The organism is Paenibacillus sp. FSL R5-0923, from assembly GCF_038009145.1.
Classification (GTDB): Bacteria; Bacillota; Bacilli; order Paenibacillales; family Paenibacillaceae; genus Paenibacillus_AQ.
Genome location: NZ_JBBPAT010000001.1, coordinates 4,256,130 through 4,280,307, shown reverse-complemented (window position 1 = coordinate 4,280,307; position 24,178 = coordinate 4,256,130). Strand labels below are relative to the sequence as shown.

At 40.4% G+C, this 24,178-nt stretch carries 20 protein-coding genes; 16 read left to right on the top strand and 4 right to left on the bottom strand.

Annotated elements, in window-relative coordinates; genetic code table 11:
• Nucleotides 1-88: 88 nt before the first annotated feature.
• From MKX35_RS19120 to MKX35_RS19085, 8 genes are all read left to right on the top strand, one after another.
• The gene (locus tag MKX35_RS19120) at nt 89-997 is read left to right on the top strand and encodes a DMT family transporter (RefSeq protein WP_076299783.1); all 909 of its coding nucleotides are present in this window, start codon (nt 89-91) and stop codon (nt 995-997) included.
• A gap of 42 nt (nt 998-1,039) precedes the next feature.
• The gene (gene csaA, locus MKX35_RS19115) at nt 1,040-1,372 is read left to right on the top strand and encodes a chaperone CsaA (protein WP_076299784.1); all 333 of its coding nucleotides are present in this window, start codon (nt 1,040-1,042) and stop codon (nt 1,370-1,372) included.
• 243 nt (nt 1,373-1,615) lie between these two features.
• On the top strand, nt 1,616-2,542 hold the full coding sequence (locus MKX35_RS19110) for an aminoglycoside phosphotransferase family protein (protein ID WP_076299785.1): 927 nt from the start codon (nt 1,616-1,618) through the stop codon (nt 2,540-2,542).
• Between the two features lie 247 nt (nt 2,543-2,789).
• Nucleotides 2,790-5,441: an endo-beta-N-acetylglucosaminidase gene (locus MKX35_RS19105; protein ID WP_076299786.1), complete on the top strand. Its 2,652-nt coding sequence runs from the start codon at nt 2,790-2,792 to the stop codon at nt 5,439-5,441.
• 232 nt (nt 5,442-5,673) lie between these two features.
• Nucleotides 5,674-8,286 (top strand): phosphoenolpyruvate synthase, encoded by a 2,613-nt coding sequence (gene ppsA / locus MKX35_RS19100; RefSeq protein ID WP_076299787.1) that lies wholly within the window; start codon nt 5,674-5,676, stop codon nt 8,284-8,286.
• A 230-nt stretch (nt 8,287-8,516) separates the two neighbouring features.
• Nucleotides 8,517-8,894: a VOC family protein gene (locus tag MKX35_RS19095; protein ID WP_042188380.1), complete on the top strand. Its 378-nt coding sequence runs from the start codon at nt 8,517-8,519 to the stop codon at nt 8,892-8,894.
• A gap of 164 nt (nt 8,895-9,058) precedes the next feature.
• Nucleotides 9,059-9,745 carry a FadR/GntR family transcriptional regulator gene (locus MKX35_RS19090; RefSeq protein WP_076283755.1) on the top strand — a complete coding sequence of 229 codons (687 nt, stop codon included), beginning with the start codon at nt 9,059-9,061 and terminating at the stop codon, nt 9,743-9,745.
• 38 nt (nt 9,746-9,783) lie between these two features.
• Nucleotides 9,784-10,566 carry an ABC transporter ATP-binding protein gene (locus MKX35_RS19085; RefSeq protein ID WP_076283754.1) on the top strand — a complete coding sequence of 261 codons (783 nt, stop codon included), beginning with the start codon at nt 9,784-9,786 and terminating at the stop codon, nt 10,564-10,566.
• 53 nt (nt 10,567-10,619) lie between these two features.
• On the opposite strand, the gene MKX35_RS19080 is transcribed toward MKX35_RS19085, so the two are convergent.
• Nucleotides 10,620-11,498, bottom strand: coding sequence for an AraC family transcriptional regulator (locus MKX35_RS19080; RefSeq protein WP_076283753.1), 879 nt, complete (start codon nt 11,496-11,498; stop codon nt 10,620-10,622).
• A gap of 210 nt (nt 11,499-11,708) precedes the next feature.
• Between MKX35_RS19080 and MKX35_RS19075 the strand changes: the two genes are divergently transcribed.
• Nucleotides 11,709-14,369 carry an alpha-L-rhamnosidase gene (locus MKX35_RS19075; protein ID WP_076299788.1) on the top strand — a complete coding sequence of 887 codons (2,661 nt, stop codon included), beginning with the start codon at nt 11,709-11,711 and terminating at the stop codon, nt 14,367-14,369.
• Here MKX35_RS19075 and MKX35_RS19070 read toward each other — a convergent pair.
• Nucleotides 14,350-14,907 carry a TetR/AcrR family transcriptional regulator gene (locus MKX35_RS19070; protein WP_076283751.1) on the bottom strand — a complete coding sequence of 186 codons (558 nt, stop codon included), beginning with the start codon at nt 14,905-14,907 and terminating at the stop codon, nt 14,350-14,352. The two genes, MKX35_RS19075 and MKX35_RS19070, sit on opposite strands and share 20 nt — an antisense overlap.
• 170 nt (nt 14,908-15,077) lie before the next feature.
• Here MKX35_RS19070 and MKX35_RS19065 point away from each other — a divergent pair, with 170 nt between their 5' ends.
• The 3 genes from MKX35_RS19065 (at nt 15,078) to MKX35_RS19055 (ending at nt 18,170) form a co-directional block, all read left to right on the top strand.
• Nucleotides 15,078-16,592 (top strand): NAD-dependent epimerase/dehydratase family protein, encoded by a 1,515-nt coding sequence (locus MKX35_RS19065; RefSeq protein WP_076299878.1) that lies wholly within the window; start codon nt 15,078-15,080, stop codon nt 16,590-16,592.
• Between the two features lie 177 nt (nt 16,593-16,769).
• Nucleotides 16,770-17,618, top strand: coding sequence for a sialate O-acetylesterase (locus MKX35_RS19060; protein ID WP_076299789.1), 849 nt, complete (start codon nt 16,770-16,772; stop codon nt 17,616-17,618).
• Between the two features lie 30 nt (nt 17,619-17,648).
• Nucleotides 17,649-18,170 carry a PadR family transcriptional regulator gene (locus MKX35_RS19055; protein WP_076299790.1) on the top strand — a complete coding sequence of 174 codons (522 nt, stop codon included), beginning with the start codon at nt 17,649-17,651 and terminating at the stop codon, nt 18,168-18,170.
• A 27-nt stretch (nt 18,171-18,197) separates the two neighbouring features.
• Here the strand turns inward: MKX35_RS19055 and MKX35_RS31925 are convergent, their stop codons facing one another.
• Complete coding sequence (locus MKX35_RS31925) at nt 18,198-18,518, bottom strand: YfjL-like protein (protein WP_076299791.1); 321 nt, start codon at nt 18,516-18,518, stop codon at nt 18,198-18,200.
• 89 nt (nt 18,519-18,607) lie between these two features.
• Nucleotides 18,608-19,450 carry a copper amine oxidase N-terminal domain-containing protein gene (locus MKX35_RS19050; protein ID WP_076299792.1) on the bottom strand — a complete coding sequence of 281 codons (843 nt, stop codon included), beginning with the start codon at nt 19,448-19,450 and terminating at the stop codon, nt 18,608-18,610.
• Nucleotides 19,451-19,735: 285 nt separating this feature from the next.
• Between MKX35_RS19050 and MKX35_RS19045 the strand changes: the two genes are divergently transcribed.
• The 4 genes from MKX35_RS19045 (at nt 19,736) to MKX35_RS19030 (ending at nt 24,042) form a co-directional block, all read left to right on the top strand.
• On the top strand, nt 19,736-20,419 hold the full coding sequence (locus MKX35_RS19045) for a MarR family winged helix-turn-helix transcriptional regulator (protein ID WP_081382919.1): 684 nt from the start codon (nt 19,736-19,738) through the stop codon (nt 20,417-20,419).
• A gap of 243 nt (nt 20,420-20,662) precedes the next feature.
• The gene (locus MKX35_RS19040) at nt 20,663-22,015 is read left to right on the top strand and encodes an MATE family efflux transporter (protein ID WP_076299793.1); all 1,353 of its coding nucleotides are present in this window, start codon (nt 20,663-20,665) and stop codon (nt 22,013-22,015) included.
• A gap of 76 nt (nt 22,016-22,091) precedes the next feature.
• Nucleotides 22,092-22,970 carry a LysR family transcriptional regulator gene (locus tag MKX35_RS19035; RefSeq protein WP_076299794.1) on the top strand — a complete coding sequence of 293 codons (879 nt, stop codon included), beginning with the start codon at nt 22,092-22,094 and terminating at the stop codon, nt 22,968-22,970.
• A 172-nt stretch (nt 22,971-23,142) separates the two neighbouring features.
• Nucleotides 23,143-24,042: an NAD-dependent epimerase/dehydratase family protein gene (locus MKX35_RS19030; protein ID WP_076283745.1), complete on the top strand. Its 900-nt coding sequence runs from the start codon at nt 23,143-23,145 to the stop codon at nt 24,040-24,042.
• Nucleotides 24,043-24,178 lie beyond the last annotated feature (136 nt).

Genomic DNA, 24,178 nt, shown 5'->3' with positions numbered 1-24,178 from the left:
TAAACAATGATGATGATATTATTATATCCAATCTTGATTTTATCACTCTGTGCACAGGAAGTAGATAGAACATTTTGGAGGATTATATGTGAAATCAAATAAACCGTCATATCCGTACATTTTGCTTTTTATTAGTATTTTATCTATTTCGATCTCTTCCATCATGATAAAATTTTCAAATACTCCCACCTCTGTAGCCGGCATGTATAGATTGTTTGCTTCTGTAATTTTATTGCTTCCTTTTGTATCATGGAAAAAGCTTCGCTGTCTGGAGATGAGTAAAAAAGACTGGAGTATTGTTTTCTTAGCGGGTCTCTTTCTTGGATTACACTTCTTATTTTGGATGGAGTCTTTAGTTTATACTTCGGTTGCAAGCTCTATGGTGATATTATCATTGCAGCCTTTATTTGTAATGATTGGTTCATACTTCATCTTCAGAGAACGGGTAAATGTGGTAAACATTCTTTGTTTAGTGATTGCACTTCTGGGTTCAATAGTTATCGCTTGGGGAGACTTTGGAGTTTCTAAAGTGGCGTTAATAGGGGATGGCTTATCATTATTAGGAACCGTTTTTGTATCAGCGTATATGCTGGCAGGACAAAAAGTAAGTCATAAAATAGGAGCAAGTTTATACAGTGTTATTGTTTTTTTCCTTGGCGGAAGCGTCTTGTTAATCTACAATTTGTCAAACCATTTCTCTTTGATAGATTATAACTCTTCGGACTGGATCTATTTCTTTTTACTCGCATTAATCCCAACTATTTTGGGACAATCTATTATTAATATGTTATTGAAATCTTTAGGTGCAACTACTATTTCTGTAGGGATTATTGGTGAGCCTGTTCTCGCCATAATACTAGCTTATCTATTCTTGGGAGAAACAATCACTAGCTTTCAATTTATAGGAGGGATGATGACTCTACTCGGCATGGGGATGTATTTCTGGGTAAAAGCCTTCAATTACACTACTGTTAAATATCAGAATCAAAGTAGATAAGCAAATAAATTAAGAAAATATCATTTAAAGGGAGAATGCTATATGGCTATTATTGATGATTTTTTGAAACTGGATATTCGTGTTGGAACAATAATTAAATCTGAATTCTTCGCCGAAGCAAAAGTTCCTGCGATCAAGCTTGAGATTGATTTTGGAGATGAGATCGGAATAAAGAAATCTAGTGCACAAATTACTAGAAGATATGTGGCTGAAGATATCATCGGAGAGCAAGTAATTGCGGTAGTCAATTTTCCTCCTCGACGAATTGCAGGCTTTAATTCAGAGGTATTAGTCCTTGGAGGTGTACCTGAAAAGGGTGACGTAATTCTATTGAAGCCAGATATGAAACTGCCTAATGGAACACCCATAGGATGATTTTCCAGAAATATAATTAAGTCTAATACTTAACTAGTTGGTCCCCTAAAAATGTCCCCTCTGTTCAATAATGCTCAGTTGCGGATAATTCAATTATAATTGTTTTTACTATCCAGTTTATCAATACTATCTGGTAAGCTGTACGTAAATTGATCGTATTAGGAAACGAAAGGCTAAGAAAATTTTGAAGTAGTCCTCAAAGGATATAGATCCGAGACTATTCGATTTATAGGAGTTGAAGCAATGGTGACTTATGAGAAACCGAAATTGGCCATAAGTGCAATTGAAAAACTATTAGACAATCATCTTGGGCCTGGTTCGACTGAGATTAAACCGCTTTCTGGCGGCAACATAAGTAATGTGTTTTCATTCAACCACGAAGGGAAGGGGTATGTTATGAAATTCAGTGATCTGGAAGGAGCATATGAAACGGAACACTATGTATCCCATTTGCTCTCAGGTCAAAACATCCCTTTCCCCAAATGTTTGGCGTTAGGGAGAATTAACCAGTTAACCTATATAATCATGGAACGAATTGAAGGACTGAATCTATCCGATTTCACAGCAGAGGAACAAACTCATCAGTTGACTGAGATTATTAGTATTTTGAAAAAAATGGCTGAAGCAGATATTGGGTCAACTAACGGCTATGGGTGGATCGCTGCTGACGGCAACGGATCCTATGTATCATGGAAAGACTTCGTCGTTGCCGTAAATGCAGAGGATCAAAGGGGAACATTCTGGGAGAACTGGCATGATCTCTTCCGTACTTCTTGCTTGGAGAGAGATGTATATGAAGAAATATACGGTCGGTTGATGGACTACGTACCCTATAATGAATCGTACAGAAGCTTTATACACGGAGATTTTCAACAGTGGAATATTTTGTCCGATGGAACACGAATTACCGGCATCATCGATGGGAATTGCATGTACGGTGATTCTCTCATAGACCTTGCGATCCTCGATCGGCATATGCCGTGGAGTGATGTCATTAAGACATATCAAATCAATCAAGAGAAAGCCAGCATAAAGATACCTTATTTTAAAGAGCGGCTAATGGGAGCTTATTATTTCAAGGGGCTCGACGGACTACGCTTCTATGCTAAAATGGGATGGAACGATGCTTATCAGAACACACGGCAATTTCTTTTAAATCTGAATGCTTAACGTCAGGATACATAACTTGAAATCCCAAACAAGTCCAGTATTGATTCTAAATGACATAAAAAGATTGAGAGCCCTCATTTGTTTAAATGAGGGCTCTTTTATTTATGGAGTGCTGTCTGATACTAGCTTCATACTTACAATCTGTAATATTTGCACCTGGACTTGTCATTAATCCACTATCTAGAGCTTTGTCCAACTTGATAAAATGTAAGCGCAATCATAAAATAATCGATTGGAGGAGTACGGCATGAAAAAGATTGGTGCAGGTTTTATATTCTTATTTGTGATGTGCGTAGCATTATCCACTACTGCGTTCGCTAAACAGCCTTATTCATCCTACTGGTTTCCAGAGCAATTGCTTCAGTGGAGTCCTGCATCCGACCCGGATGCGGTATTCAACCGAAGTACAATTCCGCTGCAAGACCGCTTTGTGACTGATGGAGTCAATGCTCATGCGACAAAAGCGCCAAAAGTTATGGCTTTATCAGCACTGAACTCGGGAACAAGTGGTGTGCCATCACAGGGATCAGACAAATTTGGAGCTAATACGTTTACTTATTGGCAATATGTTGACAAGCTGGTCTATTGGGGCGGATCTGCCGGGGAAGGAATTATCGTACCACCAAGCGCTGATACGATCGACGCAGCACATAAAAATGGCGTACCGATCGTCGGAACGGTGTTCTTCCCGCCAACTGTTTATGGAGGGAAATTTGAATGGGTGAAGCAAATGCTTCAGCAGAACAGCGACGGTTCCTTTCCTGCCGCAGATAAGCTGATCCAGGTTGCGAAGTATTACGGATTTGACGGTTGGTTTATTAACCAGGAGACTGAGGGTGGAACACCAGCTGATGCCCAGAAAATGAAAGCTTTCCTAAGTTATCTAGAATCGCACAAATCTGCATCTATGCAAATCGTATGGTACGACTCCATGACCAAGGAGGGCAGTATCAGTTGGCAAAATGCGCTAAATGACAAGAATGCAATGTTCCTGCAAGACAATAATAAGAAAATAACAGACAATATGTTCCTGAACTTCTGGTGGAAAGATCTTAAAAGCTCAGCAGAGAAGGCCAAAAGTTTAGATAGAAGTCCGTATGACCTGTATGCAGGGATAGATGTTGAAGCCAAGGGCTACGATACGAATGTGAACTGGAATCTGCTGTTTCCGGATAGTCAACCTGCCGTCACTTCCCTTGGTATCTACCGTCCAGACTGGGCTTTCAACAGTGCAGAAAGCATGGAGGATTTCTTCGCACGCGAGAACAAATTCTGGGTGGGGCCAAACGGGAATCCGGGTAACACCGTGAGCGATCAGGCCTGGAAAGGAATCGCGAACAATGTGGCAGAATCATCCCCTGTAAATAAGCTACCTTTCATCACCAATTTCAATACAGGAAGCGGGCAGAAATATTATGTCCGAGGGCAGCAGGTACGAGATAAGGGATGGAATAACCGGAGCCTGCAGGATATCCTGCCAACATGGCGCTGGATCGCAGACAGCAAAGGAACTTCACTTACTCCAGAGCTCGATTGGTCCGATGCGTATTACGGTGGCAGTTCGCTGAAGGTTTCAGGTGATCTGACCCATAACAATGCAACGCATCTGAAGCTCTACAAGACAGACCTTAAAATCGAAGCAAGCACAAAGCTATCGGTTACTTTTAAAACGCTGAACAAGCCTAGCTTGAAGGTAGGTCTTGCTTTTGCAGACCAACCAGACCAATTTATCTTTCTTAATGTGAAGGATAAGACAGCACCAGGCTGGACTACCGAAACTTTGAATTTGACCCCATACAAAGGGAAACGAATCGTAGCATTGTCACTTTATTTTGATTCCAAGGATACGATTAATAATTATAGTATTCAAATTGGCCAGCTCTCCATCCAAAATGCCAACGACCCGATCAAAACGCTACCAGCGGTTCGCGATCTGAAGGTTACCCAATCCGATTTCCGCGATGGAATTTATGGAGATGCTAGATTAGAGTGGAAACCACTTGACCAGCAGATGAAGCAATACGAAATCTATCGAGTACTGCCAGATGGCAGTGAGGTATTATTGGGCGCAACGCCAAATCATGTGTTTTACGTTCCTGAGATGAGAAGAATAGACAAAGAAACGCTCACAGCATTAAAGGTCGTTGCAATCAATGGGAGATACGAGCAAGGTCAGGCCTCCAGCGTGAAGATCAGCTGGCCAGCTTATCCGAAGCCGATTGCAGAGTTCAAGGCTGATCGGACCTTGGTAACTCCAGGTGAAAGCGTAAACTTCACCGACCTGTCGACCGAAGTGACAGAAGAATGGTCATGGAGCTTCGAAAGCGGTAGCCCAGCTGTCAGCACATCGAAGAACCCGGTTGTAACGTTCAATCAGGAGGGCATATATAACGTGTCACTAACTGCAACCAACAGTTCGGGCCAAGACACAATTATGAAAAAGGCGCTCATTACAGTGAGTAAGGAAGCTGGTGCGGTGAGGAATTTAGCACTTGGAAAACCTGCAACAGCCGATCATGCATGTGGAGACAAAGAAGGCGCACCAAACGCAGTTGACGGTAAAGTGACGGATAATAGCAAATGGTGTGCACTTGGAAATCTGCCTCATTGGCTACAAGTCGATCTAGGAGCCGAGCATCAAATCAGCACTTTTATCATCAAGCATGCTCAGAGTGGAGGAGAATGGTCCGGGTTTAATACAAGCGATTATACCATTCAGGTGAGTAACGACGGAACGAACTGGACGGATGTTGTAAACGTGCAAGGAAACTCGGCAGCTGAGTCGACAGACGCGATTGCATTGGTGAAAGCTCGCTATGTAAAATTAATAACTCTTAAGCCCACACAAGGAGCCGATACAGCAGCACGAATTTATGAGTTTGAAGTCTATGGGTTGTAGTTCGGTTCGAACCATGGTCTTTGAATAACAAATAATAGCGGGAAACACAAAAAAAGAACCTGAATAGCTTTCAGGTTCTTTTTTATTGCATATAAAAAGACACGATGATATAATCGGATCACGACTACAAAAAATATAAAGGCATAGATAATGCATCTTATATTTATAATATACCATGCAGCTAAACTCTTGTCAAATTTTTTCTCATTTTAATGGTTAGGAGAGATATTGTATGCGTTCATTGGTTCTTGGTTTTCAGGAAATAGAAACCACACAGCTTTTGCTCGTGGGCGGAAAAGGGTTGAATTTAGGGCGATTATCAACTATCGAAGGAATAAAAGTACCAGAAGGATTTTGTGTTACAACAGTGGGCTACCAAAAAGCCATCGAAAAGAACGAAAAGTATCATATTTTATTGGATCAACTATCCATGTTAAACGTAGACGATCGAGAGCAAATTGGTGAAATCAGTAAGAGGCTTCGACAACTCCTTATGGAAGTAGAAATTCCTTCCGATGTTGTGACAGCAGTTACTCACTATCTCTCCCAACTTGGTGAAGAACAGGCTTATGCAGTACGCTCTAGTGCAACTGCTGAAGATTTACCACATGCCTCTTTTGCCGGTCAACAGGACAGCTATTTAAATATCATCGGAAGAGAAGCAATCATGCAGCACATAAGCAAATGTTGGGCATCTCTATTTACGGATCGCGCGGTAATCTACCGCATGCAAAATGGATTTAACCACAGACAGGTATATTTATCTGTTATCGTGCAAAGGATGGTTTTCCCTCAGGCTTCAGGGATTTTATTCACAGCGGATCCGATGACTTCTAATCGAAAGCTGCTATCTATTAATGCCAGTTTTGGGCTCGGAGAAGCTCTGGTCTCTGGCTTGGTATCTGCCGATTGTTATAAAGTACAGGAAGAGGAAATCGTCGATATGATGATAGCCACCAAAAAATTAGCTATCTATGGATTAAAAGAAGGTGGAACAGAGACCCTGAAAATCGATCTCGATCAGCAAAAGACTCAAACCCTTTCCGAACAACAAATTTTACAACTGGCACGTTTAGGTAGAGAGATTGAAGCTTATTTTGGTTGTCCACAAGATATCGAATGGTGTTTGGATCATGATACTTTTTATATTGTTCAGAGTCGGCCAATCACTACTTTATACCCGATCCCTGAAGTAAATGATCAAGAAAATCACGTTTACGTATCTGTCGGTCATCAACAAATGATGACGGATCCCATGAAACCACTAGGATTGTCTTTTTACCTGTTAATCACTCCTGCACCCATGCGTAAGGCCGGTGGAAGGTTGTTTGTTGATGTTACACATATGCTGGCTTCACCTGTGAGCAGAGAAAATTTCATAAATACCCTTGGGAAATCCGATCCGCTCATAAAAGACGCATTTATGACCTTAATAGAACGAGAATATATAAAATCGTTACCAGATGATAGAAAAGAAGGGAGTCCCGTTAATAGCAGTAAAGATAGTTCGTCAGAAGGTTTTCAAGCATTAATCGAAAATGATCCGGCAATCGTTTCTGATTTGATTAAGAACAGTCAAACGTCGATAGAAGAATTAAGACAAAACATCCGAACGAAATCAGGAGCAGATCTATTTGATTTTATTCTTGAAGATCTCCAGGAATTAAAGAAGTTCTTATCTGACCCACAAAGTACAAAGGTTTTTATGACTGCTATGAACGCTTCGTCATGGATTAATGAAAAAATGTACGAGTGGTTAGGTGAAAAAAACGCAGCAGATATGCTTTCTCAATCTGTATCAAACAACATTACCTCGGAAATGGGTCTGGCGCTTTTGGATGTTGCAGATGTGATTCGTCCTTTCCCGGAAATAGTTGATTATTTACAACACGTAAAAGATGATGATTTTTTGGATAAACTGGTTAAGTTTGATGGTGGACAGGCAACTCAAGATGCAATCTATGCTTATCTCAACAAATTCGGAATGCGATGTGCCGGTGAAATCGATATTTCGAGAACTCGTTGGAGTGAAAAGCCGATTACACTTGTCCCCATGATTCTCAGTAATATCAAAAACTTTGAGCCTAATGCTGGCAATCGAAAATTTGAGCAAGGCCGACAGGAGGCTTTAGAAAAAGAACAAGAGTTATTAGATCGATTGAAGCAATTACCGGATGGAGAACTAAAAGCTGAAGAGACAAAACGAGTAATCAGTTTTATCCGGAATTATATCGGTTACCGTGAATATCCAAAATACGGAATGATTAACCGCTACTTCATTTATAAGCAGGCTTTACTGAAAGAAGCCGAACAACTTGTACAAGCTAGCGTTATTCATGAAAAAGAAGATATATTCTATCTCACTTTTGAAGAACTTCACGAAGTCGTACGCACAAATAAACTGGATGATCAGATCATCAGTAAACGAAAAGACGATTACAATTTTTTTGAAAAACTTACTCCGCCACGTGTAATCACATCTGATGGTGAAATTATTACAGGTGAATACAAACGAGAAAATTTGCCAGACAACGCGATTATAGGTCTCCCTGTTTCTACCGGAGTAATAGAGGGACGAGCTCGTGTCATCTTAAACATGGAAGAGGCAGATCTGGAAGATGGCGATATATTAGTCACCGCCTTTACTGACCCTGGCTGGACATCATTGTTTGTATCTATTAAAGGCCTGGTCACCGAAGTTGGCGGACTGATGACCCATGGAGCCGTTATCGCTCGTGAATATGGCTTGCCAGCAGTTGTCGGAGTGGAAAATGCCACCAAGCTGATAAAAGACGGGCAACGAATTCGTGTGAATGGAACAGAAGGTTATATTGAAATATTGTAGAGGTATTTAAAAATAAAAATAATTATCGATGTTCTCTTTCGCTGGTCTGAAATTCGGTTTAATGTAGGAAAAGAAAGTAAATAATATGGGGATATGGACAACCTCCGGAAACAAAGCCAACTTATATTTGCAAAAGGGGAGTTCGAATTAATATTCCTTGACGTGAATATTCTTCATGAGGTATATTGTAAAAGCAATAAATTATCCCGCTAAGAAGGAGAGTATAACTTATGATTAATAAAATTGGACAAATTATGTTATATGTAAATAACCAAGAGGAATCCAAAAAATTCTGGACAGAAAAGCTAGGATTCGAAGTGATTTTAGACGAAACAAATGGCCCTATGAGATTTATCGAGCTTGCTCCGAAAGGTGCAGCGACTAGCATTGTTCTTCATAATAAAGAGTTGGTTGCCCAAATGAATCCTGAAATGAATCTCGGAACACCTTCTTTAATGTTCTTTTCGGATAATTTTGATCAATTGAATCGAGAGTTGAAGGACAAAAATGTTACGGTTGGAGATATTGTAGAAATTCCTGGTGGAAGAGTATTCAATTTCGCAGACGGTGAAAATAACTACTTTGCTGTAATGGAAAAAGGACAATAAAATTGAATGAACATGCAATAAGGGGATAGTTAAATAAATTACGTCAGCAGCTAATCAAAATGATTAGCTGCTTTTTCATACCCATAATGACCGTTATAAACTTCAAAATCTTACTTGTTAAGTAAAGAATATCATGTTATTCTGCAAAAAGAGGAGATGATCAGATGTTTGAAAAGGGGTCGTTCCAACCCGTTCAAGCCACTAAGTTAGTGGACGATGTTGTTAATCAAATACAACAAAAAATTTCAACAGGAACAATCCTGCCAGGAGACAAATTACCTCCAGAACCTGAATTAATGAAATTATTTAATGTAGGGCGATCAACGATAAGAGAAGCAGTCCGTGTGTTAGTTCATGCTGGTCTATTGGAGAAAAAGCAGGGTTTTGGAACTTACTTAAAATCCAGTCCTATTATTCAAGAACCACTTACCCATCGTTTACTTCGTGCAGAATTGATTGAGGTCTTTGAAGCTCGAAAAATGATTGAATTAGAAATCGCAAGATTAGCAGCTCTACGGCATGATGACACTGACTTATTCAACATGCGAAAACATTTGGATACAAGAGATATGGCTCTAAAGCAGAATGATCGTGAACTGTATGCCAAATCGGATATAGAATTCCACATGGCTGTAGCGATGGCAAGTAAAAACGCTGTAATCATTGACTTATATAGAACGTTTACTCATATTTTGTCAGATGCAATGAGTAAATTAAACCGTAATTATAGTTCCCATGATCCTCAATCCGATTACCATGAACAAGTGTATGAATCTATTAAAAATGGGGATTCAGATCAAGCAGTACAATTGACGCTCAAAATTTTAAATGGAACACTTTCTGAGCTTTAAGTTCAATATAGACATTCATGTAGAGGAGGAATTTGGGCATGATTATATCACTCAAAAATGTATCATGGCAACGTGATACAACAATGATCTTACGCGATATGAATTGGGAAGTGAAACAAGGGCAACACTGGTGTATCGTCGGACTAAACGGTTCAGGCAAGACGACGATGCTGAACGTAGTAAACGGCTATATATGGCCGACGACTGGGCAAGTCGAAGTGTTAGACCACCGCTTTGGCGATGTGGATCTTAGAGAGTTACGGAAACGAATCGGTTGGGTCAGCACCTCGCTGCAACAGAAGCTATATGGCCATCAGACTGCGCTGACCATCGTCCTCAGCGGAAAATTCGCAACTATCGGTTTATACGACAAGACGAATGAAGAGGATCAAAAGCAAGCCGAGGAGCTGATGGAATTTCTAGACTGCTCTTCCTTAGCCGCTCGTACATACGATACCTTGTCGCAAGGTCAGCGTCAAAAAGTCCTCATTGCACGCGCACTTATGGCCAATCCAGATCTATTGATCCTTGATGAGCCTTGCACAGGACTCGATATTTTTGCCCGAGAACAGCTGTTGCAAATGATTGAGAAGATTACGAAGCAAACCAACGGACCAACTTTGCTGTATGTAACGCATCATATCGAGGAGATAACACCATGCTTTACACATACTTTGCTGGTGAAGAACGGAGAAATCTATAAAGGGGATGAGACAGAAAACTGCTTGCAGTCGGATGTGTTGAGTGATTTCTTTGATACCCCCGTTGAAGTTCAGGAGCATCACAATCGTAAGTGGCTTACACTTGCCGGTGATAAGTAGGATAAGCTGCCTAGCAATTGCTAGGCAGCTTTTATTATCTTGAATGTTAGAAGCTAGTGCTCACTTCGAATAGAATTACTATATTGTCGGGGACTCATTCCTATCTTTTTTTTAAATATTTGGTGAAAAAATTTGAGGTCAGCATATCCAACTGCAGCGGCAATTTCGCTTACACTTCTATGACCTCCTGAAAGCATACGACATGCAGCATCCATTCGAATACTTTGCGTATAATCTGTAAAGCTCATTCCAGTCTGATGCTGAAAAAGGCGACTGAATTGCCGTTCGCTAAGGTTCGCTTTACTGGCGAGATCACTAAGTTTAAGCCCATTGGCATAGTTGTAATTTATAAATGCAATCGCATCATCCACTGCCATCCATTGCGGCTTATCCCCTGACGGCGCAACAATCTGCAACCGGTGTCTAAACAAGCCTGTTAATATTTGTACGAAAAGAGCATCGAGGACAGCTAGATATCCTGGCGGTTTTGCCGAGAATTCACGAAACAGTTCACGAAACATAATATGGTATGCGCCATTGACATCTTTCATAGAGAACCATAGCAATTGCATGTCTGTGAAAAATTCACAAATATCTGTAGCGTGAGGAAAGGTAGCCTGAAGTTCTGATAAATACTCTACTGGAAATAAACAGTTATAAACGATGAGCGGGCGGTCTTTCATCGGGGTCTTAGGTCGAAATACATGACTGCGCCCAATGGGGATAAAAAATAACGTACCGTGCTCGACAGGAACAGCCTCATCGTCAATGTAGTGAACGCCTGCTCCTTCACTGATATAAGTAATTTCGATAAACTCATGGGAATGCGCATTCAATTCGAACGTTTCGTAAGCCCTGTTCACATAAATTGGCACACCAGGCTCGAAAAAGCTATCTCCAGACATGACAAAAGTGCTGCGTCTGATACTCATAATCGTGGCCCCTTTCAAATTGCTAAGGCTAGACATATCGTACGAAACTAATGAATGAATGTCTAGATCCACCTATAAAAATGTCTGAAACACCCCCAATTCTAAATTCTCTCAACTCATACAATAGAAATAGCTGCCGGATCAAAGATCTATGAATACAGTTCAAAGTGTTCCGGCAGGTTACTGGATGAATATAGGAGGTTGATACAAATGTCCAATTTTGAAGTTACAAATCTTAAAGTGAACTATAGAAAGAATCCGTTGGGGATTGATGATTTACATCCGCGGCTTAGTTGGTGGATCAGCACAGAAATACGGGGATTTATCCAATCAGCCTATCAAGTTCAAGTCGCAAATGATCACAAATTCTTTTCAAAAATCATATGGGATTCTGAAAAGGTAGAGTCGGATAGCAATGTGCATATTGAATACGAAGGTTCCGCCTTACAATCCCGCACTCGGTATTACTTTAGGGTTCGAGCTTGGGACGATCATGGGATAGTTTCAGAATGGAGTGAACCTGCGTACTGGGAAACGGCATTGTTATCGGTAGATGAATGGCAGGCAAAATGGATAGCAGCACCTCCGAATCACCAAGAGAATGGGGCTGATCCTTGCGACTATATTCGTACGGAATTTTCAATCCCTGATAATGTTGTATCAGCGCGTGTGTATGCAACGTCTCTTGGGATGTACCGCTTATATATAAACGGTAAACCAGCAGATAACACGTTATTTAACCCTGGCTGGACCAGTTATAATAAACGGCTTCAATATCAGACCTATGACGTGACTTCTTTGATTGCTGCTGGCAATAACGCTCTTGGTTGCATGGTGGGAAACGGGTGGTATAAAGGATATTTAGCTTGGGAAGGAAAGAAAGACATCTTTGGTGAGGATCGTGCTGTGCTTATCCAGCTACACGTCACATTATCTGATGGTTCTGAGCAAATCATTGTATCGGATGACAACTGGCGTACTTCTATAGGTCCACTCTTGATGTCAGAATTGTATCATGGCGAAACGTATGATGCGAGGCTCGAGGTAGAAGGTTGGTCTTCTCCCGGTTTTGAGGATGTAAAGTGGCAAAAGACTATTCTCAAGGACCGTCCAGAGACTTCATTGGTTGCTCAGGAAAACGAACCGACCAGGGTTATAGAAACCATCAAGCCTATCGCAGTCATTACTACACCCAAAGGCGAACACGTGCTGGATATGGGACAAAATATGGTTGGATGGGTAAGATTTACGGTTCATGCTGAAGCTGGAACGATAATTACTTTAGAACATGCTGAGGTGTTGGACCGCGAGGGGAATTTCTACATCGGAAATTTACGATCTGCAAAGCAGACTGTTACTTATATATGCCATGGCGGGGAGGCAGAAACGTTTGAACCGTATTTATCCTTCCAAGGATTCCGTTATGTAAAAGTGACTGGCATACCGCTAGATCAATTATTGGAACAATTTATCGGCTGCGTCATCCATACGGACTTGGAGCAAACGGGAAACTTCAAGTGTTCAGATGAACTCTTGAATCAGCTTCAGCACAACATTTTATGGGGACAAAAGGGGAATTTTCTAGATATCCCGACTGATTGCCCACAACGAGACGAAAGATTGGGATGGACCGGGGATGCTCAAGTTTTTATTCGCACATCTGCCTACAACATGAATGTCGTTCCGTTCTTTGAAAAGTGGCTAAAGGATTTGGCCGCTGACCAAGAAGAGGACGGAAGAGTTCCGCATGTTATTCCCGATGTGCCAGCGGCAGGATACGGCTCTGCTGCTTGGGGAGACGCCGCGGTGATTTGTCCTTGGACGCTTTATCAATGTTATGGGGACATTCGTGTGCTGAAAACGCAATATCCAAGTATGAAAGCATGGGTCGAGTATATTCGGGCGCAAGGTGAAGACGAATATTTATGGAATACAGGTTTTCACTTCGGAGATTGGTTAGGTCTGGATGCCAAAGAAAACAGCTACGTCGGAGCAACACCAAAAGAGTTGATCGCTACCGCGTTCTATGCTTATTCAACGGAATTGCTAGCTAAGACAGCGGCTGTCATTGGAAAACCCGAAGATGCCTTAAAATATGAAACATTGCATGAGAAGATTGTTCTGGCATTCCGCCAAGAGTTCGTAACACCAAATGGTCGGGTGGCCTCACCGACACAAACTGCGTATACACTTGCCCTTATGTTTGACTTATTAGAGGAAAAGGATCGTCATCGGACGGCCAAGATGCTAGCCGACCATATCGAAGAAAATGGAGTGCACCTAACGACCGGCTTTGTGGGAACTCCCTATCTGTGTCTAGTTCTCTCTAGATTTGGTAATACGGATGTAGCCTACCAATTGGTACTGCAGAAAGAGTATCCTTCCTGGTTATATTCTGTAATCCGAGGGGCTACAACCATTTGGGAACATTGGGATGGAATAAAACAGGACGGTTCGTTCTGGAGCGATGATATGAACTCCTATAACCATTATGCTTACGGTGCTATTGGAGATTGGCTCTATCGCACTGCCGGTGGCATCGAACTATTAGAAGCAGGCTATAAAAAAATACGGATCCAGCCGCAGATCGGGGAACATTTGACGTGGGTTGATGCTTCGCTTGAATCTGTCCATGGAACGATCAAGGTAACTTGGAAAAAACAGAACGAAGATTCAGTAGAAATGCAAGTGCTGATTCCATCCAATACAACAGCTGAGATTATTATTCCAACGATGAATCAGGACAGTATCTTGGAGTCTGGGACACCAATAGAACAAGTCATAGGTCTATCCAGTGTGGAACAAATGTCAGAAGGCCTTAAACTACTAGTTGGATCTGGTGACTATTACTTCAAGTTTCCGATGACTTAAACGTTAATAAGGAATGATCCGCCAAAGAGAAAATAAGTTGAGCCAATTCATCGCTTGATATAATGAAATTTTCTAATATCCATTCCTGTATAATTGCTAAGCTTCCATTAACCAAATAAGCGTAAGTAAAACGCTTCATATTTTCGGGAACGTCAAGCTGAAGGAAAGTGTCAATATTCATCAGTACTTCATTAAGCAAACGTTTTGAAAACAACTCGTTTTCATTTGATTTGAGTAGCATGATGGCAAATAAATCATCATTCTTTTTGATGTAGTCTAAGAAGGTCAATATATAAGTGATGCCATTGTCATTAGCTTCGATTTTTTCTAGATATGCATTTGTGTTATCAATAATCTCCTGCTCAACATGTTCAAGCAGATCGTATGCATTTGCATAATGCAAATAAAAGGTAGAGCGATTGATGCCTGCTGAAGCGCATAATTCTTTTACGCTGATTTGGCTTATGTTTTTTTCTTTGAGCAGACGAATCAAGCTTTGCTTCAGCAGCAATTTGGTTAACCGTTCACGTTGATTCATTGTTGATTCACCCCCTATAAAAATTTTTGAAAACTAATGGACAGAATATCTTCGACTGTCTATATTACATCAGTTTGATAATCAACTGGTGGTTGTGAAATAGACACTGTGTCTGTATTCTGAAGGGAGACGAATGACTTGTCAATAATCTTATAATGCAGGTGAAGAATATGGTAAAGAAAAAACGAGTCATGATAACAGGTGCAGCGGGCAATATGGGTGGCGAAACATTGAAATTTCTTAGAAACGATTTAGCGAAATGCGAGCTGTTACTCTTTGATTTAGACAATTCAACCAGCCGCCAAAAGCTGAAAGAATATGAGAGACTAAGTGGCGTTAAAGTAGTCTATGGCGATTTACTAGACTGCGACCTTGTCTATGAATGTGTGAAAGATGCCGACATTGTGCTTCATATAGCAGCCTTTGTATCTCCTGCTGCAGATGAGTTTCCCGAACGAACGATGCAGATTAATTATGGTTCAGCGAAGAACATCGTCGATTCCATCAAGAAAAGCGATCGTGCCCATGTAACGCGTTTCGTAAATATCGGTACAATTGCGGAAACGGGTGACCGTATGCCGCCGATCCATTGGGGACGTGTGGGCGACCCTCTCAAACCAAGTGTTTATGACTACTATGCCGTTTCGAAAATTGCCGCCGAGCGTATGGTAATTGAATCAGGACTACGCTATTGGGTGAGCCTCCGCCAAACAGGTATTATGGGGCCAGCGATGAGCAAGATAGAAGACCCTATTATGTTCCATAACTGTCTAGAAAATGTGCTTGAATACGTATCAGATCGGGATTCAGGACGTTTAATGCGAAACCTCTGCATCTCGGATATAGACGGAGAATTAAATGAAGGATTTTGGCAACATATTTACAACATTGGCGGGGGCGAGAGCTGTCGAGTCAGCACGCTTGAGATGTATCAGGTGCTTTATGGTAAGTTAGGTTTAACAAATCTTGATTATGTGATAGATCCTAAATGGTATGCAACACGGAATTTTCACGGACAATATTATCTGGACTCTGATAAGCTGGAGGAGTATTTTCACTTTCGCCGAGATTCAATAGATTATTTCTATCAAAACTACCTTGATAATCTAGGCGCACTTGTGCCTGTTGCGAAAGTCATCACTAAATTGCCCGGAGGTCAAAAATTGATGGGTGCGATGATTAAGCGGACGATGAAAAAGCAAGCAGTAAAAGAGCGAGGAACGATACGTTTTATCGAGGAAAATGACATTGAGAAAATAGACGCTTATTGGGGCAGCAAGAACAACTGGGAGGCGATTCCTGCAAAGGTGTCTGAAATGAAGAAATTCGCAGATTGGGATAAAGTCATCAAACTTGACCACGGGTATGATGAGAATAAGCCAACATCGCAATTAAATCTTGAAGATATCAAGGGTGCTGCGAAATTTCGTGGTGGTGAATGTCTTTCAACAGATATGGAAACGGGGAATTGGGCAGGCAAACTTGATTTCAAATGTGCGTTCGACCATACCTTTACGGCTAGCCCCAAGCTTATGCTAGAAGGTGGACATTTCTGCCCGCAGTGTGAGCTCGAAAGCTGGAATTACAAAGAACGTGCGAAGCGTGAACCGTTCTTTGCTCAGGTTTGGAACCCTATTCAAAGAAAGGCAGACGGACGCGAGTATATGAAATCGTATCAGAATTAGATGGTATTACCTCACTTCTGAGATGTTAATACTTCATACAAAGGTTGATCTTTTTGAAGATCAGCTTTTTTGATTTCATAAAGAGGGAGAGAATAAAAGCGTATTTGTTGACAAATAGTCTAATTAGACTAATAATATAAACAGTCTAATTAGACTATTGTAGAGAGGATGAGAATAATGATCAAATCATTTCTAATGATTGGACAGTCAAATATGGCTGGACGAGGATTTATACATGAAGTACCCCCAATTTATAACGAGAGAATACAAATGCTACGTAATGGTAGATGGCAAATGATGGCTGAACCTATTAATTATGACCGTCCTGTTTCAGGAATAAGTCTGGCAGGATCATTTGCGGATGCATGGTGTCGTGAAAATGAAGAAGACATCATTGGGTTAATTCCTTGTGCTGAGGGTGGGAGCACCATTGATGAATGGGCTGTAGATGGGGCACTTTTTAAACATGCATTGCAAGAAACTAAATTTGCTATGCAAAATAGTGAATTAACGGGGATTTTATGGCATCAAGGAGAAAGTGATAGTAGTAATGGCAGCTACAAAGTCTATTATCAGAAATTACTTTTAATGGTTACGGCCCTTAGAAAAGAGTCAGATGCTCCAAATATTCCATTTATAATTGGTGGCTTAGGGGATTTTTTAGGCAAAGAAGGATTTGGGAAACATTGCACTGAATACGAGTTGATGAATCAAGAGTTACAAAAATTTGCTTTTGAACAAGATGATTGTTACTTTGTTACAGCTTCAGGTTTAACTTCTAATCCGGATGGTATTCATATCGATGCAATATCTCAAAGAAAATTTGGGTTGCGATATTTTGAAGCTTTTATTAATAAGCAACATGTACTTGAGCCGCTAATTAATGAACAGGAGTTGTTAAGTCTCCATAATGCAAGAACACACACTAAAGCGGAAAAAATGTATATATTGAGTATGGATTTTGCATGGGGAAAAATATCATTTGACGAATTTCAAGCCAAGTTTATACAAATCAACAATGATTAAACCTAGTAGCATTTTGACGGAGGCGTTGAGTTGATAATATTACTAATTTTAGGATTATTAAAACAAAATCCAGGGGCTCACGGTTATGAATTGTTATCCTTAATGGAAGAAAAACACTATAAATATATAGTGAATTTCACCAAAGGGTCCTTTTATTATAATCTTGGGCAATTAGTAGAGAAAAAGTATATTGTAAAAGTTGACCAAAGAGACAGCACCAGAGAGACACATAATTATAACATCACGGAATTAGGGGAAAAAGAGTTTGAAAAGTTGATGTTCAAATATGGGTCTAAGACAGACTATATAAACTTATCTTTTTATGTAGCAATGTTATTTTCAGATGAATATAAAAAAGAAGAGCTAACTAAATTAATAGAAATACAAATCGATCAAACTAAAAATAAGATTTCTTTAATACAGCTATCTCTTGAGAACGATGAAAATATTACTGCTTATTTTAAAAAAATGTTAGAAAATTCACTTTCCCACCATATAGTAAATGTTCAATGGTTTGAAGGATTGCTTGAAGATATAAAAAAAGAAAACTGATCACAGCTCAACGATTATTCTGGTAACCTATTTGAACATACGTTTTTCTAGTTCATATAGATAAAGATCATGAATTTCTTTGTTTTCAATATCTTGACCTACAAAAAAAACTAAAGTTGGGTCACTCACGGGATATGCATAAGTAAGGTATGTTCGGTGCATAAAATCATAGTCCATCTTTTTTAACTTGAAGTCAATTTGATACTTATCTTCTAAATAGACTTCGAATTGTTTTTTATGGGCTATGGACTTCCATGGTAATCCGAAGAATAAAAAGTATATTCCTATAAGGAATATCAAAAAAATTATTAGAATGAGCGATTTTTTACTTAGAATGGGGTGTTTCATTTATTAATAACCCTCCTTGTAAAATAAGGCAAAAACGAGCCTCTAAAATCCCTTTTAGGCTCGTTTTGCGTTTCGTGAATTGTATTTACTTATTTTAGAATCCTGCCCACTACTAGTATATATTTTAAATAGTCGCCATAATTACCTGCTGTAAACTCCGTTTTCTGCTGAAATACTTGATCTTTTATGAGGGCTGGACGAGGACGTAGTTGTTCTGTTGTTGGGTTAAGATCAGCTTCCATTTGAAAGGTATTATTAAATATAACAATAACATGTAGATCTTCTTTACCTTTAGGTATAGAAATTCCACTAATATTTTTTGCGCTTAAATTGATATTTCCCTGTTGAAGCTTATTTTCACTTAGTTCACTAAGTGTCAAATTAAAAGTGGTTGGTAAAATTCCGTTCTGATTAGCAATTCTATCAGGAGGAATGTCCGATTCCTTAATAGACTTTACCATATTAAATCCGTTGATCGCTTCATCTTCCAAGTGCAAAATACCCGTTTGGCTATCGTGAGTTCCCCTTAAATTCATATTATCCAACAGTACACGAATAGGTAACATAAAAGATTGTTTGTATACTACTGGAACAGTATCCATTGTTTTCACTACACCATCTACTATTATCTTATTCGAACTCTCTGTTAAAATAATTTCCTTGCCATTCTTCTCAATTATTGCTTGTTTTAATTCGGCATTATACGACACAGAAGCTCCTAGTAGTTCACTTACTGCACGAAGGGGAACAATTAATCTTTGTTTGCTATCAATATAAGGTTGCTTTGGATAAGTGTAGAGAATATTGTACTCATTGATTTGCAATAGAACAGGGGAGTTTATTGTAGTAGACGCTGCAAAAGATTGATACGAAGGACCAAATAATAGGGTACTCGCTAAAGTAACAGCTAAACTGAGCTGTAATAATTTCAATCAAGTCACCTCCAGATATTTTTAAAACAAACCCGAATAAGTGTTACTGTTATAAACACCAATTATAATATCGTGCAAGCGAACTTACAGTAAGTATATGATAAAAAATGTAATAAGGATGTAAGTAATTTTGTCCGCTACATTGTCACGGTAACAATCAACAACATACTAACGGTACCTGTAAAAAACATTTTGACATATCTAACAGGTACCGTTATAATAAAAATCAACAGGTACCGTCACAAAGATTAACAGGTACCATACAAACTTTATGGAGGATCCAATATGGACATGAATACTGAATTATACGAAAAACTCGCGAAACTGCAATGGCTGCTGCAACGCCAACACTTAAAAACACACGCTGCTGTTGGCCCTATGGCCGACACATCCCGCGGGCAAGGCAGGATACTGGCATTTCTCCGGATGAAAGATGGTATCAGCACCAAAGATTTATCCTATATGCTGGACATCCGTGTATCATCCCTCAATGAATTGCTTGCAAAATTGGAAAAAGCCGAATATATCACCCGTAAGCCATCAGAAACAGACAAACGCATCATGTTGATTTACTTAACCCAAAAAGGACAAGAGGAAGAGGGGCAAGAGATAGACAGCGTCAACATATTTTCTAGCCTATCTTCAGAAGAGCAGGTTGCTTTCGGGGATTACTTAACCCGCGTAATTATGGCTTTAGAAGAAGAGCTTGGAACGGACGGAGAACGTGATGTAATGGCTATGTGGATGGAGGCTGCAAAGGAGCGTATGGGAACAGAGGAATTCGAAAAACTAATGGCCATGCGTGGACAAATGCAAAAAATGTGGGGGAATTCTAGGGACGAACGCTTTAGCGGAAGGTTCCCTGGCTTTGGCGGGGAAGGGCATCGTGACATGCGCGGATTCGGCTGGCCTTCCAGAGATGGAAGGAATTCGTCACCAGACCAGTCACATGATCCGGACGATAAGTAAGCAGAGTCTTTTCGTCAAACAGTAGCAGTGGCGAGCCTTTTACAAAAGAAAGATGAACGGCAAAGGCGGCGCAATGACGTACTTTCTTGGAAACTGAAGAACAGTTAAATTTCGCACACCAACCCCGTAAAGTCGATGTTACGGTACGGGGTTGTTTGTTGCTGCGTCATGGTTCATATTCTATAAATAGTTAGAATTCTAAGTAATTTGAATACCAAATAGATGAAGAAAGTGGTGACCCACATGGATGCAGAAAACCTTCATTACTTTGAAAAAGCACCCATCTCAAAAGCCGTAGCTCACTTCGGTATACCGATGATGTTAGGCATGTCAATGAGTGTCATATATTCCATCTTGAATGCCTATTTCCTTGGCACACTGGGCAATACGGCTATGTTAACCGCACTTGCACTAACCTTGCCGTTATTCGCGATCATTATGGCTCTAGGAAATTTGATTGGCATGGGCAGTGGTACATTCATCTCCCGCTTGCTAGGGGAGAAAAAATATGATGATGTAAAGCATGTATCTTCATTCGCTTTTTATAGCAGTTTAGTTATCGGTCTTATCGTGATGGCTGTTGGCCTCCCGTTGATTGATCCAATTGTTCATGGCCTGGGAGCGACGCCCGACTCCTTCGGATTTACAAAGGACTATGTAACGATTATGCTTATCGGCTCACCATTCGTTGTATTATGCTTCACATTGGAGAATATCGTGCGCTCGGAAGGTTCAGCAATCACATCGATGATCGGGATGATTCTAAGTGTTGTCATGAATATTATTCTCGATGCGCTAGTTATCTTCGTCTTCCATTGGGACGTGATTGGCGTTGCTACTGCTACGGTCATCTCTAACTTGGTTGCGAGCGCATTCTACGCCTACCATTTGGGTTATAAAAGCCAATTCTTAACTGTCTCTTTAAAATGGTTCAAAGCTACCAAGGAAATACTGAGCAATGTATTCAAAATCGGAATTCCCGTCTTTATTATGAGTATCTTCTTGGGTGCAATGTCACTCGTATTGAACCATTTTCTTGTCGAATATGGAGATCAAGCCATAGCGGGGTTCGGAATTTCATCACGTTTATTACAATTACCTGAGTGTATTCTGATGGGATTATGCGAAGGTGTCGTGCCGCTCATTGCCTTCTCTTTTACAGCAAATAAATTACGCATGAAGCATACCATCGGATTCACGATCAAAGCGATAATAGCTTTAGCTGTCGTGTTCGGCGTTATCGTCTATCTGATTTCCGACCACTTAATTGGCTTATTTACGAATGACCCGCAATTAATTGAAATGGGCAGCTACATTCTGCATGTGACATTCTTATCCTTGTTCATTACAGGAATGACTTCGTTGTTTACCGGGATCTTCCAAGCTACAGCGCAAGGAACTGCTGCATTTATAATGTCAATTATTCAAGGAGTTACTCTGATTCCTGTGTTGTATATAGCCAATCGAATGAATGGTTTTCATGGTGTGGTCTGGTCGCTCGTCATTTCGGATGCCGTTGCGTTCCTTGTTGGTGCCATCATGCTGTATGTTCTGCGGAACAAGATGCAGCCGGATTTAGATGCTTTACCGCAGTAGAATACAGCGTCTTAAGTTGATATATTAAGTTCATCTTCTAATATAAATTTTACAGTATAAAGGTGGAGCCTAGAGTATGGTTGATTTTGAATGGTATAGAAGCTTTTGCACAATATATAAGTATCAATCGATTTCTGAAGCCGCAAAAACCCGCATGATGACGCAGCCAGCCATGAGTCAGCACTTAGCCGCCTTGGAGGCGGAGGTGGGAGAAACTTTATTTATTCGGTCGACTAGAAAAATCACTCCAACAGAGCGGGGAAAGGAGTTATATTCCCAGCTCGCTCCACTTATAGAGTCATTAGAGAATACGACAATGAGCTTTAAATCCGCTTCTTTGCCTACGCTGAGTGTAATCAAGCTGGGAGCGGCGCATGAGTTTTTTAGTGAAAAAATACTGCCACAACTTACTGATTTTAATACTTGCACCATTTCGCATTTTGGAACCTCCGAGCAATTGCTAGAGCTCCTGAAGGAAGACAAGCTAGACATTCTCATTATGTCAAAAAGGTTCCAAACTCCCGGTATCGAGTATTTGAAATTAATGGATGAAGAGTTTGTTATAGTAGCTCCAAGCAATTATGAAATCCTTGAATTTGATAATTTGAAGCTTGAAGAGCAATGGCTCTCTGAACAGAAATGGATCAGCTATGGCTTGGAATTGCCGATAATAAGAAGAATTTGGAGAGAACATTTTAAGAAACGTCCTGAAATTAGACCTATTCATATCATTCCTAATTTACACATGATCCTGAAGGCAGTTGAGCTCGGGGTGGGCTTGAGTGTCATACCTACATACCTCTTGCGAAACTCGTTAAAAGAAGGCAAATCAAAAGTTGTTTCTAAGCATTTAAAAGTAAAAAACGAGTTATATATCGCTTATCAGTTAAAGAATAAGCATTTGCCTCTGATTCATGAGATCATATCTGTCCTAAGGGAAAAGAAGATGGATTAGCTAGTATTATTTATAAAATTATTTATTAATAAGTGGCTATTTCATAATTTGTTTTATTTATGTTTTGGAGCTTACAATAAAGAAGCAGCAAAATTAATAAATAATTGAGACTGGCACTACACTTTGTCGAATGGACAAGCATCAACAGCATAGATGAGGAGGAAATATTATTATGAAAGTGTTTATCACAGGAGCTTCAGGCTATATCGGCGGGTCGGTGGCTAAAGGTTTACTTGATGCCGGGCATACTGTCTTCGGTCTGGTTCGCAATCCCGATAAGGTGGAAGCATTAAGGGATATTGGTATAGAGCCTATACTCGGCACGTTGGAAGATACGGATACGCTAACGAAATATGCTAAGCTCAGCGACGCAGTAATTCACACAGCCGATTCTGATCATTTGCTGGCAGTTGAAACTTTTATAGCTGCTCTACGTGGAAGTGGAAAGCCATTTTTGCATACATCGGGTTCAAGTGTGGTTGGAGATGATGCCCGTGGCGAAACGGCGAGCGAACAAATTTTTGACGAGGAAACACCATTTGTACCTATGGATATTAGGGAAAACCGTGTAGCGATAAACAACCTCGTACGCAAGGCTGGAATTGAGGATTGGGTGAGAAGCATCGTGATAGTCCCATCTATGATTTATGGTGATGCACTAGCGTTGCCTGTGGAAAGCGATCAATTGCCGCAGATTATTCGCAAGTCGAGAGAGCTGCAGGCAGGCGTTCACGTAGGTAAAGGCGTAAATCGCTGGTCTAATGTCCACATCAAAGATTTGGTACAACTGTATGTATTGGCACTTGAAAAAGCACCGTCTGCATCGTATTTCTTTGCCGAAAATGGGGAGGAATCTTATGGGGACATCGCCAAATCTGTCAGCGAGGCGTTAGGCTTTGGGGGCAAGACCATAAGCTGGCCCGCAGACGAAGCGATAGCAGAACTTGGAGACTGGGCGCGTTTTGCTATCGCCTCGAACAGCCGTGTGCGTGCCACCCATGCAAGAAATCTACTTGCTTGGGCTCCGAAGGAAGAGTCGCTGCTTAGCTGGATAAAAAATAATTTGCAATAATAAACCACTGAAAAATGATTTCTCCATGTTTAAATTTGACGATCACCACGAATAACATATACGCAAAAGAAGCCGCCTACAAGGTGGCTTCTTCTGCGAAAAACGTCATAAGCTAGCCTATCTTAAAAAGAACAAT